A 13,444-nucleotide genomic window follows, 5' to 3' on the forward strand; every position below is an offset into this window, starting at 1 on the left:
ATCGGCGTTCGGGTGCCGCCGCCCGCCGGGCCTACCCGAGGGCCCTGATCAGCAACAGGGCGATGTCGTCGAGCCGTTCCTCCCCGTCCGTGCGATGAGGCTTCTGGCGGACGAGGCTGTCGGCGAGTTCGTCCAGCGGCTGGTCCCCGGCGTCGGCCAGGCGCCGGCCCAGATCCGCCAGGGCCTCCTCGAAGTCCGTGCCGGGGGACTCGACCAGCCCGTCGGTGTACAGGACGAGCAGCGAACCGGGGGCCAGGGCGACCTCCGTCGTCGGGTACACAGCCGAGGCGTCGATGCCGAGCAGTGGGCCGCCCGCAAGGTCGAGGACACGCACCTTGCCGTCCGGCCGTCTCAGCAGCGGTGGGGGATGCCCCGCCCGGGACATCACGGCACGGCCGTGCTCCGGGTCGAGCCGCAGGTAGAGGCAGCTGGCGAACAGGTCGGACCCCAGGTCGAGCAGCAGCCGGTTGGTGCTGCGCATGACCTCCTCGGGCGCCTGTCCCACGGTCGTGTACGCGCGCACCGCGGTGCGGACCTGCCCCATCAGCCCGGCCGCCGTCACGTTGTGGCCCTGCACGTCCCCGATCACCGCCGCCGCCATCCCCTGGGAGCCGACCAGGTCGTAGAAGTCGCCGCCGATGTCCATGCCCTGAGTGGCCGGCACGTAGCGGCCCACCGCCTCGATGCCGGGCAGTGACGGCAGGGAGTGCGGCAGCAGCGCCTCCTGGAGGCCGTGCGCGAGCCGGTGCTTGGCGTCGTAGAGCAGCGCCCGCTCCAGCGCCTGGGCGATCAGCCCGGCCATGCTGGTCATCACCGCCCGCTCCTCCGTCGGGAACGGGTGCGGCTCGGCGTAGCAGAGCACGCACGTACCCACCGGGCGGCCCTGGGCGATCAGCGGCAGAAAGGCCCAGGCCGCGAACCCGTCGGGGGTCGCGAGCCGCGCCGGGTACAGGCGCTCCAGCTGCTCCTGCGACTCGAAGAACGCGGGTACGCCCGTCCGCAGCGCGTGGGTGCCGGGTGTCGGCTCGGTCAGGGGCATGCCGTCGAACCGCTCCACCACGTGCGGGTCCGGGTATCCACGATGGCCGAGCACCCGCAGCCGGTTCGCCCGCGAGCCCAGCACGACCAGGGCCTGACTGCCCACGGCCGGGGCGATCTCGTCCGCGACCAGCTGCACCACGTCCTGCACCCCCACCGCCTCGGTGAGCGCGCCGGCCAGGTCCAGCACCTGCGAGATGGTGACCAGGCGGGACGGCGTCCCGTCGGGCGGCGGTGCGGTCCGGTTCATCCGGGACACGGCCCTGGATCTGGTGATGCGGACGCTCAGGCCCGTCGTGCTCGGGTACAGCCGGAACGACAGCCATTCGCCGGGCGGGCGCAGCGCCACGAACGAGGTGACGTGCTGGCTCAGCAGCGCGGCCCGGTAACGGTCCTCGTACACCGGGTCGTTGAGCCAGGGCACCGACGCCCACAGCTGGGTGCCGAGCAGTCGGCTGACCGGGACGTTCAGCAGCTCGGCCGCCGCCGCGTTGACGAAGCCGATCCGTCCGTGCAGGTCCAGCGAGACCAGCCCGTACGGCAGCCGGCTCACCATCCGGGCCGCCTCGACCGTGCCGAGCGTGCCGGCTATCCCGCTCACCAGGGGCGAGGCCAGCATGTCGGTCTCGGGGTGCGGCGGGATGCTGTGCGCGGCGGCCCGCTCCAGCCGGACCGCGAGCCGGCCGCAGGCAGCGGTGAGGTGATCGCGCTCGTGGTCGGACATCTCGGCCGGATGCGCGCCCGGCCAGGTCACGAAGACCGCGCCGTAGACGGTCGACTCGGTGGCGATCGGCACCGCGGCCAGGGCGAACGGGTAGGGGAGCACCACGGCGATCCGCGGATAGTGGCGGGCCATCTGCTCCTCGCCGCCGACCCACACCAGCCGCCGCTCGCGCGCCGCGTCGGAGACCGGGATCGGCGAGCTCAGGCCCACCCGCTCCCAGGGCGCCGCGAACGCCCGGGGCAGACCGGCCATCACCGCCATCTCCAGCACCGGCTGATCCGGTGCCATCAGGTACACCGCGCCGGAGTGGGCGTGCACCTCGTCCATCATCGAGGCCAGCGCCAGGGAGAGCAGGGGACGGCCGACCGGCGTCCTGGCGGCTGCCGGCGCCTGCGCGGACGACTGTCCGTCGGACACGCCGACCACCTCCTCGCACGGCCGCGCGACCGGGTCCAGGAACAAATCTCCCCCCTGACGGCCCGTTCCGCACGACGAGCGGTTCCGGGACGACCGCGGTTACCGTCGGTCACATGCGCTCTGGCCCCGCCGGGGGCGCCCCTGTACCCCGACCGCCCCGACCCATGCCCCCGTAGTCGAAGCGTGGCCGGGCGTACGGGCGCCGGGCGTGCGCCCCCGCGCCTCCTGATGGCCGGTTCTTCGCGCCCACGCAGGGTCACGGTCGCGAACAATGGGGCACGCGCTCAACACGACGAGGGGGCGTACGGCGAGCGGAGGGGGTGTCGGTGATCCGGGTGCTTCTGGTCCACGACGAGTGTCTGGTGCGGTCGGTGCTGGCGGATTGGCTGCGGCAGGAGTCCGACCTGGCGGTGCACGACACGTCGTGGCGCGGCGCGCCGGGCACGGTGCGGTCGGTTCGGCCGGACGTGTGCGCGGCGGACCTGGAGTGCGCGGACTCCTACGGCATCCCTCCGCTGGGCGAGCTGTGCCGGCCGGGGCAGGACCGGGTGCGCCCGCGATTACTCGTGCTCGCCACCGCGAACCGGCCTGGCCTGCTGAAGCGGGCGGCCGAGGCGGGGGCGCTCGGCTACGTCGACAAGGAGGGATCCCCGCAGAATCTGCTGCGCGGGATCCGTCGCGTCGCCGAGGGGGAACGTTTCGTCAACGACTCGCTGGGCTTCGGATTCCTCAAGGCGGCCGAGATGCCGCTGACCCGAAGAGAACTGAGCGTGTTATCCCTCGCCGCCGAGGGAGCCTCCATCGCGGAGATCGCCGGGAGCCTGCACCTGTCCCACGGGACGGTGCGCAACTACATGGCGGCCATCACCCGCAAGACCGGGGCCCGCAACCGCATCGACGCGATACGCATCTCGCAGGGCCAGGGCTGGCTCTGATCCCCGCCGGGCCGACGCGGGAGACCAGCTCCCGACGAGGTCCCGGTACAGCGCGGAGCACCGCATCAGCTCCTCATGGCTGCCGTACGCCGTGCTCCGGCCGTCCATCACCAGGACGCGGCCGGCGCGGCGGGCCGAGCTGATGCGGTGGGCCACGACCACCAGGGTCCCGCCCGGCCGCGCGGCGAACGCCCGCTCCGCGCGCTCCTCCGTCTCGGGATCCAGATGGCAGGTCGCCTCGTCCAGCAGGGCGAGCGGGGCGTGCGACAGATAGGCCCGGGTCAGCGCGACCAGCTGCCGTTCGCCGGCCGACAGCGCCGCCGGATCGACCCGGGCGTCGAGCCCCCCGAGCCGGCCGGCCAGCGGGGTGAGGCCCACCGCCTCGGCCGCGGCCAGCAGCTCCTCCGCGGGCACCGGGTCCGGCCGCAGATAGGCGAGGTTCTCGGCCAGGGTGCCGCCGAACACGTACGCCTCCTGCGGGATGAGCACGCGTGCGGCCGCTGCCTCCGGGCCGGGCACGGGGTGTCCGGCGACCTGGATGGTGCCGCGCGAGGGTGTGAGCAGCCCTGCCACGAGAGCGGTGAGCGTGGACTTGCCGGTGCCGCTGGGTCCCACGACGGCCAGATGCGCGCCGGGCGGGAGGGCGAGGTCGAGCTCCTGGACGACAGGGGTGCTGGCCGGGCCGTAGGCGAAGGTCACGGAGGTGAGGGAGAGGGCGGGGGGTGGGTCGTCGGCGGGCTGGGCCCGCGCCGGACGGGGGACCGGCGCGCTGCGGCCCCCCTCCGAGGAGGAGGCGCTCTCGTCGGTGCCGTGCGGGGCCGCGGGGGCTGGTCGGTCGGCTGGGGGAGGCGGCCCGGCGTTGGTGGGGTGGGCGCTCGCTGTGGGGCGGGGTGTGTCGGTGTGGTGCGCGGCGGCGCTCGCGGGGCCGGGGCCGTGGGCGTGGTGTGGGGCGGCGTCCGCGGGGGCGGGTCGGTCGGCAGGACGAGGCGGCCCGGCGTTCGTGGGGCGCGCGCTCGCGACCGGGTGAGGCGTGCCGTCGTCATCGGCGTCCGCCCGGGTCAGTCTGCGCAGCACCACCGTCAGCCGGGAGCCGCTCGTGCCCAGGCCGTGGATCAGGTTGCGGAGGGCCGGGAGCAGGGACTGGGTGACGTAGGCGAGAGCGCCGACCAGGGCGCCCGTGGTGACGTCGTGGGCCAGGAGCCAGGGGGCGGCGGCGAGCAGCAGCACGATCGGCAGCTGGCCGCCGATCGCCAGGGACGCCACGCGCAGTACGCCCCAGTGGGCCAGGGCGCGCGCCGCCCGCAGTTCCGCCTCGACCCGTTCCCCGGTGCCGGTGGCGATGTGCGCCTCCGCGCCGGTCGCCGTGATGTCCCGCAGGCCCGGGCAGACCGTGCCGAGGTCACCGGCGAGGGCCTCGTCGGTGACGAGGAACGTCTCCTGCCGCCGGGCGAGCGGCCGCAGCGTCGCGGCGAACAGAGCCATGCCGACGGCCAGGGGCGGCCCCACGACCAGCAGGAGCGGCGGGGCGAGCGTGAACAGGCCCGCCAGGGCGCCGACGGCGGTGACCACGAAGGAGCGGGAGACCATGACCAGTCCGGCGAAGGTGTCCCGGGCGATCTCCACCTGCTGGGTGAGCCCGGACAGGGACCCCGCGTCACCGGTCCGCACCCCGCGCGAGACCACTTGTTCCACGAGCCGGTCCCGGAGCGGTTCGACCAGCGCGGCGACGGCGGCGTAGACGCGGGCGGTCCCGTACGCGCCGAGCAGGACACCGAGCCCGGTCACCGCCAGCCAGACCAGTCCGGTGTCCGCACGTCCGCGCAGGAACCCCTCGTCCAGGGCGCGGGCGGGCCCGTACCCGATGAGGAAGGTCTGCCCGGTCTCCAGCACGGACCAGGCGGTGAGCCGCAGCAGAACCCGCCGGCGGGCCAGCAGGAAGCGCAGGCCCCGGCCGGGGAGGCCGGCGTGTCGTGCGGCGGGGGTATCGGCGGTCGGGTCCGGGTTCCGCCGGAGCCGCCCGCGCGTCCGGATCCGGGCGGTCATGGACGCGCCCCGTCCCCGGCAGCCGCGCCCGTACGCAGGGGGCCGTTCATGCCGTCACGTCCCTCTCCACGTCGTCCGGGGCCTGCCGCGAGCCGCCGTCGCCCGCATCCGTGCCGGCGGCGTCCGCCCCGTCCCCGAACACCGCCCGGTACTCCGCGAGCCGCCACAGCTCCTCGTGCCGTCCCACCGCCCGCACCCGCCCCCCGTCCAGCCACGCCACGGCATCGGCGCAGGCGGCCGTCGCGCCGCGGTGGGCGACCAGGAGCCGGGTGGTGCCCGGGCCGTCGCCGAAGAGGGCGTCGGTGATGCGGCGTTCCGTCACCGTGTCGAGGCTGGAGAGGGCGTCGTCGAGGATCAGCAGACGCCCGCCGTGCGCGAACGCCCGGGCGAGGCCCAGCCGTTGGGACTCGCCGCCGGAGCGCGGGGCGTCGGCGACGGCCGTGCCGTATCCGCCGGGGAGGCGGCGGACGAAGTCGTCCGCGAGGGCCTTGCGGGCCGCCGCGCGGATGTGGGCGGGGGAGGGGGACGGCAGACCGAGGCCGATCGCCTGCTCGACCGTGCCGCCGAGGAGGGCCGGGCGGGCGAAGGCATAGCCGACGGCGCCCCGCAGGTCGTCGTGCTGCAGTTCGCGCAGCGGCACACCGTCCAGGAGCACCTCGCCCGCGTCCGGGTCGGTCAGCCGTCCGGCGAGCGCGGCGAGCAGCGACTTGCCCGCGCCGGACCGCCCGACCACGGCCAGGGTCGTGCCGCCGGGCACGTCGAGGTCCACCCCGTCGAGCACGGTGCGTCCGCCGCGCCGGGCCGTCACCCCGCGCAGCTCCAGCCGCCCGGGGCCGTCGGGCAGCCGGCGGGCGCCGAACGCGGTGGCGGGCTCGGTCTCGACCTCGCCGAGGCGCCGGGCCGCGGCCCGGGCCCGGGCCAGGCCCGCGAGCCGGCCGACCAGCACGCCGACGCCCGTCGCCAGTACCGCGTACCGGGAGGCCGCGAGCACCTCGCCCACCGAGAGCCGGTCCCGGGTGAGCAGCACCCCGGCCACCGCGACGACTCCGAGTTGCAGCAGCGGGGCCACGGCGACCGCCCGGGCGGCGGCCCGCCCCTGTACCCGCCACATGCCGTGCCCGGCCCGGGACAGGTCCGGCAGCGGTCGCAGCACCCGGGCCGTCTCCCGGCCCTCCGTACCGGCCGCCCGGACCGTGCGGACCCCTTCGACGGCCTCCGCCAGCGCGGCCGCGATCCGGCCCTGGGCCCGCTGATAGCGCGACGCGCTCTCGGAGGTGTCACGGGAGACGGCGCGCAGGAGAAGTGCCAGCACGGGGGCTCCGGCGAGGAACACCGCAGCGAGCCACCAGTCGATCAGTCCCAGCGCGACCACCCCGCCGACGGGACCGGCGAGCGCGGCCAGCAGCGCCGCACGTGCCGCGGGAGTGGTCCCCGCCTCGGCGGCGTTGCCGACCAGGCGCGCGACGAGATCACCGGAGCCGAAGCGGTCGGCGGCCCGCGGGCCGACGCCGAGGACGTGCCCGGTCAGCCGGCGGCGCAGCCATGCGGTGGTACGGGCGTCGACGGTGCCGGTCAGGACGGTCTGGACGGCGTCGAGCAGGGCGAGCAGAGTCACGAGGCCGGCGCAGTAGAGCACCCAGCGTGTCGCCGGGGCCTGCGCCAGCAGAAGATCGAGGGCCCGGCCCAGCGCGGCCGGCAGCAGCAGGCCGGCACCCGTCGCGGCGATGCTCACCAGGCACAGCGCCACACAGCGGGACCCGCTGTGCCGGGTGGCCGTGCGCAGCAGCGTGCGCGCGTGTCCGGCCGCCGGGTCGTCGTCGCCGCGCGAGGTCATACGGGCCTTTCCTGGGACGGGAAGGACCCCGGGCGGCCCCTCCCCGAAGGGAGAGGACCGCCCGGGGCGAGCAGACCGTAGGTCAGAGACAGAGCAGAACGCTCGCGGCGCTGATGCAGGAGAGCAGGCTCACCGTGCTGTTGCCGCCGCCGTCGGTCCGCTCTTCGGTCTCGATGGTCTGCAGGTCGAGAAGTGCCATGGTGTGTCCTTCCATTGGGTGTCCGTCCGTGGTCATCCGTGGGGACGGGGTGGTGTCACGACTCCGCGGGATCGCGGAACCGCGTCAGTGGGGCCGCCTGCTGGGCGGCGGGAGGAACGGCAGGTGGGCGTCGGTCGCCGGGTCGAGGGCCGCGCCGAGCGCCAGCAGGCACCCTGCCGTTCCGGTGGCGAGGTCCATGGAGAGCCGCATCATTTGGTGTCCGGGGAAGGCCAGTTGGCCCTGGTACGCCATCGCGAACCAGCCGAGCCCGGCGATCTGCCCGGCCAGCCGGTCCTCGGTCGCGCCCGGCGTGGTCGTGCGGCTGAGGTGCAGGATCATTCCCGCGCGGCCCTGGAAGAGCCCGGGCTGCGCGTAGAAGCGTGAGGTGGCCGCGGTGAGCACACCGGAGCGGGCCGGCTCGAACTCCCCGGCGAGGCCGGGGGAGTGGGCCACGAGGTCGTCGAGGACCATGCCGAGGCCCGCGCTGCCGTCGCCGAGGTAGGGCAGGGTCCGCCAGCCCTCGTCGACCTCCAGCGACCCGTTCTCGCGGGTGACGCAGGATGCCAGGTCCCGGCGCAGGGCCACGGCAGCCGCCTCCAGCCAGGCCTCCTCGCCGGTCCACTCGTACTGGCGCAGCATGAGCAGGGCGGGGCCGCTCGCGCCGCGCAGCAGTCCGGCGCGCGGCCGGGACGAGGCCGGGACCGGCTCGGTGAGCCGTTGTACGAGGATCCGCGCGGCCTCGTGGGCCCGCTCGCCCAGTTCCGCCTCGCCGGTCGTACGGGCCAGATGCCCGAGGACGAGGCCCAGCCCGGCCAGTCCGCCGTGCAGGTCGGAGGAGAGGTTCTGCCACCGCTCGGCGAGGATGCCCTCGACCAGGTCCAGTGCCCGCTGCCGGTGCCCGAGCCGGTCGAGGACCAGGGCGACGCCCGCGAGCCCGTCGTACAGGCCGAGCGGGGTGCCGACCGGGGCCGGGGCCGTCCGGTCGAGCAGCCAGCGCTCGCCCTCCTCGTACCGCTCGGCGCCGGCCGCGTCCAGTGCGAACAGCACCCCCGCGGCGCCATGGGCCAGCCCGAGCCCCCCGCCGTCGGAGAACTGGGCGACGTCGCCGGGGAAGAGCCGGTCGTCGCGCTCCGGGGTGGCCGAGGCGAGGATGGCCTTGACCATCGAGTCGCGGCTGTAGGGCCAGTCGCCCGGGTCCACCGGCGAGGAGGGAGCGGCCGGCGTACCGCCGGACACCTCCCGGGTGATCTCCGTGACCGCCTCGTCGAGGAACTCCCGCGGCACGTCCGGGAACTGCTCCGCGATCACCTCGGCCAGGTGCGCCGCCTTGCCGCGGTCGACCACGAACAGCGTGGTCACGGGCAGGAACAGAGCGAGCCGCAGACAGGCCAGCGCGTAGCGGTCGATGTCGGCGCCCCGGCGGTCCGGCGGCGCGAAGAACCCGGGGTGGGCGACGACCTGGCGGCCGTTCTCCTCGGCCGGGGCCGCGGCCTCGAAGTCGAGGAGGAACACCGTCTCCTCGTCCGGGGCGACCATGATGTTGAAGACGTGCAGGTCGTTGAAGACGATGCCGCGGGCGTGCACCGCCTCCACGGCCTCCTCCACCTTGCGGTGGATGCGCAGGGCCCATGCCGTGTAGGCGGCGACGGCCTCCGCGTCGGGGTCCTGGGTGAGCAGCGGATGCCGCTCGGCGAAGAAGGAGTTGAGCGGACGGCCCTCCAGGAAGTCCATCACCAGGAAGCGGTGCCCGCCGAGCTCGAACCAGTCGCGCACCTCCGGGACCACGCCCGTGCCGGCGACCTGCTCCAGCGCCTGCTTCTCCCGCTCCAGCCGGGCGATCGCGTCGGCGCCGTCCGAGGCGAGACCCGCGTGCGGCCGACCCTCCTTGAGGACGATCTTGCGCCCGTCGCGGGTGTCGGTGCCCGCGTACACACCGCCGCCGTTGGAGAAGTGCAGCGCCTTCTCGATGCGGTACGGCAGCTCGCCCGTCGTCGTGTTGTTCCGCGCGTCGAGATGCGGCTGGAGGAACGCCGGGAGCGTCACCCATTCGGGTACCTGGAAGGACGGCGACCGCCGGTCCGGCACCAGCCGTCCCTCGCCGTTCCGCACCGCCGGCACCAGCGAGCCCCGCTCGTCCACGACGAACGCGCGTGCGAAGGCGCCGTAGCGGACGTACAGCGGCCCCTCGCCCCAGCGCAGGTCGGTGAGGATGTACGGACCCTCGAAACCCTTCAGCAGCGCGCCCAGCTCGCGCAGCACCTGGTGCAGCTGCTCCTCGTCGGCCGGGTAGACGGTGACGAACTTGCCGCTGCCGTCGCGTGGCGCGTACTTGGTGTTGCGCAGGTGGAGCAGGTGCGGGCCCGGCACGAATTTGAAGGGGACGCGCCGCTCGACGCAGTAGTCCCACACGATCCGGGCGATCTCCTCCGCGTTCGCCCGGGTCGCCGAGGCGTGGATCTTCCACCCCTGGGCCGGGCCCTGCAGCGGCTCGCCGTCCGGGCCGAGCGGCGTCATCGTCAGCCAGTCGCCGATCCGGGCCGACTCCCAGCCCTCCGGCAGCGGCCGGCGGGCCGTCTCGTAGAGGTGGGCGGCTGTCCCCTGCCCGCCCCGCGCCAGCCGGTCCGGCGTCTCGTAGAAATGCCGGTCGGCCAGCGCGTACACCTCGTACCGCTTGTCCATGCGTCCCCCTCCGTGACGGGCACCGAGCTTTCCAGCCACGAGACGGGCACGCACAGTCACGCCTGTCACGAGAACACCGTGCGGAACGCATGCGTTAAGACATGTTCGGTTCCTTTCGAGCGCCCGCGTCGGCGCCGGTCCACGGAACGCCCACAGGGGCTGCGCAGGTGTCTCATTAGCGCTGTAATGGCCAACGTGGTCAGTCAGGGCGCCCAAGAGCGCGGAACGCGAACGCTGCGTGCCGAAAGTGCCCTGAAGGCGATCGCGGTCGATCAGGATTCGCCCGAACGGCTGCGCCGCGTCCTCGAACAGGCACTGGTCTTCGCCGGTGCGGCGCTGGCCGCCGTCTACGCGCCCAGCGAGGACGGCGAGCTGCTGTGCCTGATGGAGTCGGCCGGGGTTCCGAGGACCCTCTACGGGCTGCGCGACAGCTATCCGCGCGCCGGGCGGTCCCCGGTCGCCGAGGCCCACCGCGGCGGACGACCGGTGTCGCTGGGCCCGGCGGAACTCGCCGAGCACGCCCAGGCGCGGCGCGTTCCGTCCCGGGACTTCTTCCTGACGGCCCTTCCCCTGCAGGGGGACCACGGCTGCCTGGTGGCCGTGAGCGAGCGCCCCGAGGGCTTCACCGACGGCGACCGCAGGTGCCTGGAACTCATCTCCGACGCGGTCGCCTTCACCGCCCCGGCCGCGCCCGCCGAGGCCGGTGAACTGCCGCCGAGCGCCTTCAACCTCGCCATGGACAGCGGCCGCGTCCGGGTGGGAGACGACCTGCTGGACCTGTTCGGCCTGGACCCCGTGGAGTTCGACGGCCGCGTCGAGACGCTGCTCAGCCTGACCGTGCCCGAGGACCTGCCGTCGCTGATGTCCGTGGTGGAGGCCGACCACATGTCCATCGGCGACCGGGAGCTGGAGTTCCGGGTGCTCCAGCCCACCGGCCCCCCGAAGTGGCTCCGGCTGCGCGGGCGCCTCCTGCCCGGCGGCGAGGGCCGCCCGGCACGGCTCGTGGGCACGGTCGTCGACGTCTCCACGTTGCGCTCCGACGTCACCGACGTGGCCCGTGTCCAGCGCCTGGCCGCCGCGCTGGCCACCGCCGTCACCGTCCGCGACGTCGGCAAGGCCGTGGTCGCCGCCCTGCGCCGGCCGCTGCGGGCCGACCGGATCGCACTCGCCGAGCTGGAGAGCGACCGGCTCGTCGTCACCGTCCTCGACCCGCCCGAACCCGAGGCCTGGCCCGAGCTGTGGCGGTCGGAGTGGCGCACCGAGTGGCCCGACGCACCCGTGCGCGCCATGCCCACCCTCGCCGCCGCGCTGCGCGAGGGCCGGGCCCGCATCTGGCCCGCCGGCAGCCCCCTGGAACGCGCCCTGGCGGAGGTCGGCCCCGGCGGCCTCGCCGTCCTGCCGCTGCCCGCCGGGAACCGCATGGCCGGCGCCTGCCTGATCGGCTGGGACACCCCGCACGACTTCGGCACCGACGAGCGCGCGCTGCTCACCGCCTGCGCCGGCCTCGCCGGACAGGCCCTGGTGCGGGCCCGGGCCTTCGACGCCGAGCACGAACTGGTCGGCATGCTCCAGCGCCAGCTGCTGCCGCGCAGCCTGCCCCGCCTGCCGGGCGCGGTGGCCGTCGCCCGCTACCTGCCCAGCACGGCGGGGCTCGAACTCGGAGGCGACTGGTACGACGTCATCCCGCTGCCCGACAACCACGTCGCCCTCGTCATCGGCGACGTCCAGGGCCACAGCGCAGGCGCCGCCACCCTCATGGGCCAGATGCGCACCGCCCTGCGCGCCTACGCCGTCGAGGGACACCCGCCGGACGTGGTGGTCGCGCACGCCAACCGGCTCCTCATGGACATGGAGAGCGACCTCTTCGCCACCTGCTGCTACGTCGACATCGACCTGGAGGAGGGGGCCGCCTGGTGCGTGCGCGCCGGGCACCTGCCGCCGGTGCTGCGCTACCCGGACGGCCGGACCGAGGTCGCCGAGGCCGAGGGCGGTCCGCCCCTCGGGGTGGTCACCCGGGCCGACTTCCCCATGAGCCCGCTCCGGCTCCCGCCCGGCACCGTGATCGCCCTGGCCACGGACGGTCTCGTCGAGACGCCCGACTCCGACATCGACGAAGGCATGGACCACCTCGCCGAGCGGCTGGGCGCCGCGGCCCCCACCGACCTGGGACTCGTCGCCGACGCCCTCCTGGGCGACGCCCCGCGCAGCGACGACGTCGCCCTGCTCCTCATGCGCTACGACGGCATGGACCTGCGCCCGCTCCGGGAGAGCTGGACGGTCTGGCGGGTGCCGCAGGCCGTCGGGCACGCCCGCCGCTTCGCCCGGCGCACCCTGCGTTCCTGGGGCGTCACCGTGGACTACGACGCCGCGCTCCTCGTCGTCTCCGAACTCGTCACCAACGCCCTGGTCCACACCGACGGCAAGGTCCGGATGGACCTGACCCTCGTCAACAACCGTCTGCGGATCGCCATCGCCGACGCCTCCCCCCGCTCCCCGGTCAGACCGACCAGCATCGGCTGGGAGGCCACCGGCGGCCGGGGCATCCTGCTCGTCGAGGCGCTCTCCGCGACCTGGGGCACCCTGCCGGTCAGCGGCGGCAAGCAGGTGTGGGCGGAGCTGGTGCTGGGACGCTGAGCGGTTCCCCGTTGGCAGCCCGGCCGGACGGGTACCCGGCGCGGTGTAGGACGGAGAAACCGCCACGAGCCGAAGGAAGAGGAACATCATGGCTCAGCATGTCCGCGACATCATGACCGGCGACCCGGTCACCGTCGAGCCGCAGACCTCCGTCGCCGAGGTGGCACGCATCATGCGCGACGAGGACCTCGGAGCCGTCCTGGTGACGGACGGCGACCATCTGCGAGGTCTGGTCACCGACCGTGACCTCGTGGTGCGGTCGGTCAGCCGGGGCGGCGACCCGGAGCGGATCACCGTCGCCGGCGCGTGCAGCGACGAGCTGGTCACCGTCGGCCCCGACGAGGACCTGGCCCAGGCGGTGGAGCTGATGCGCGAGCACTCCGTGCGCCGCATCCCGGTCGTCGACCACGGGCACCCCGTGGGCATCGTCTCCCTGGGCGACATGGCCATGGAGCGCGACCCGGACTCGGCGCTCGGCGACATCAGCGCCGCGCGCCCCAACGCCTGACGAACAGCGACCCGCCCGACGGTCCCGCGCACCCCGCCGTGCGCGGGACCGTCGTGGGTCCGGTCGCAGTTCTACCGCACACGACTGCTGAACACCGGACGGGGGAAGGGGAGTTCGACGGCGGGGCGCAAGCGTTCCGGTCCGGGTTTGTTCGGTTTTTCGCTGGGGACTCGAACAGCAGCGGAAGCAGAAGGAAGATGATGAGTCGTGGAGTCCATGGACACCAGTGAGAAGCCCGCCGTCCGTCAGCACGAAACCGGCTGGTCGAAGGCGCGCCGCCTGCGCGGAAAGGCCGCGCTGCGGACCTGCCTCCCCGCCGTCGAGGACCGGAGCACCCGGGGGACGGCGCACTCCGGCGCGGAGTGGAACATTGTCCGGGGCGAGGACTGATCCCTCTCCGGACGGCCCTCCGGACGACCGCGCGGTGACGACC

General features: G+C 74.6%; 8 protein-coding genes and 1 pseudogene. 4 read left to right on the plus strand and 5 right to left on the minus strand.

Annotation, left to right across the window (positions count from 1 at the left end; translation table 11 throughout):
• Positions 1–31 precede the first annotated feature (31 nt).
• Positions 32–2,188, minus strand: coding sequence for a SpoIIE family protein phosphatase (locus AB0G20_RS25950; RefSeq protein WP_361306544.1), 2,157 nt, complete (start codon positions 2,186–2,188; stop codon positions 32–34).
• 317 nt (positions 2,189–2,505) lie between these two features.
• Between AB0G20_RS25950 and AB0G20_RS25955 the strand changes: the two genes are divergently transcribed.
• Positions 2,506–3,114 carry a response regulator transcription factor gene (locus AB0G20_RS25955; RefSeq protein ID WP_361306470.1) on the plus strand — a complete coding sequence of 203 codons (609 nt, stop codon included), beginning with the start codon at positions 2,506–2,508 and terminating at the stop codon, positions 3,112–3,114.
• 243 nt (positions 3,115–3,357) lie between these two features.
• Here the strand turns inward: AB0G20_RS25955 and AB0G20_RS25960 are convergent.
• The 4 genes and pseudogenes from AB0G20_RS25960 to lanKC all read right to left on the minus strand — a co-directional run.
• A pseudogene (locus AB0G20_RS25960) lies at positions 3,358–5,157 on the minus strand (ABC transporter ATP-binding protein/permease); the annotation flags it as partial.
• A gap of 46 nt (positions 5,158–5,203) precedes the next feature.
• Complete coding sequence (locus AB0G20_RS25965) at positions 5,204–6,991, minus strand: ABC transporter ATP-binding protein (RefSeq protein ID WP_361306472.1); 1,788 nt, start codon at positions 6,989–6,991, stop codon at positions 5,204–5,206.
• Between the two features lie 82 nt (positions 6,992–7,073).
• Positions 7,074–7,190 (minus strand): SapB/AmfS family lanthipeptide, encoded by a 117-nt coding sequence (locus AB0G20_RS25970; protein WP_031113019.1) that lies wholly within the window; start codon positions 7,188–7,190, stop codon positions 7,074–7,076.
• A gap of 84 nt (positions 7,191–7,274) precedes the next feature.
• A complete protein-coding gene (gene lanKC / locus AB0G20_RS25975) occupies positions 7,275–9,869 on the minus strand; it encodes a class III lanthionine synthetase LanKC (RefSeq protein WP_361306474.1) in 2,595 nt (864 codons plus the stop codon).
• 186 nt (positions 9,870–10,055) lie between these two features.
• Here lanKC and AB0G20_RS25980 point away from each other — a divergent pair, with 186 nt between their 5' ends.
• The 3 genes from AB0G20_RS25980 (at position 10,056) to AB0G20_RS25990 (ending at position 13,401) form a co-directional block, all read left to right on the plus strand.
• Positions 10,056–12,503, plus strand: a complete 2,448-nt coding sequence (locus tag AB0G20_RS25980) for a SpoIIE family protein phosphatase (RefSeq protein WP_361306476.1) — start codon at positions 10,056–10,058, stop codon at positions 12,501–12,503.
• An 88-nt stretch (positions 12,504–12,591) separates the two neighbouring features.
• The gene (locus AB0G20_RS25985; protein ID WP_361306478.1) at positions 12,592–13,011 is read left to right on the plus strand and encodes a CBS domain-containing protein; all 420 of its coding nucleotides are present in this window, start codon (positions 12,592–12,594) and stop codon (positions 13,009–13,011) included.
• 216 nt (positions 13,012–13,227) lie between these two features.
• On the plus strand, positions 13,228–13,401 hold the full coding sequence (locus AB0G20_RS25990) for a hypothetical protein (RefSeq protein ID WP_361306480.1): 174 nt from the start codon (positions 13,228–13,230) through the stop codon (positions 13,399–13,401).
• The last annotated feature ends 43 nt before the right edge of the window (positions 13,402–13,444 follow it).

This window comes from Streptomyces sp. NPDC024017 (genome assembly GCF_040638895.1).
Taxonomy (GTDB): Bacteria; Actinomycetota; Actinomycetes; order Streptomycetales; family Streptomycetaceae; genus Streptomyces.

Bases quoted from the DNA above. Each gene is read 5' to 3' on its own strand.
- AB0G20_RS25965 (WP_361306472.1), bottom strand. From the start codon at position 6,991: ATGACCTCGCGCGGCGACGACGACCCGGCGGCCGGACACGCGCGCACG.
- AB0G20_RS25985 (WP_361306478.1), top strand. From the start codon at position 12,592: ATGGCTCAGCATGTCCGCGACATCATGACCGGCGACCCGGTCACCGTC.
- lanKC (WP_361306474.1), bottom strand. From the start codon at position 9,869: ATGGACAAGCGGTACGAGGTGTACGCGCTGGCCGACCGGCATTTCTAC.
- AB0G20_RS25990 (WP_361306480.1), top strand. From the start codon at position 13,228: ATGGACACCAGTGAGAAGCCCGCCGTCCGTCAGCACGAAACCGGCTGG.
- AB0G20_RS25970 (WP_031113019.1), bottom strand. From the start codon at position 7,190: ATGGCACTTCTCGACCTGCAGACCATCGAGACCGAAGAGCGGACCGAC.
- AB0G20_RS25980 (WP_361306476.1), top strand. From the start codon at position 10,056: ATGGCCAACGTGGTCAGTCAGGGCGCCCAAGAGCGCGGAACGCGAACG.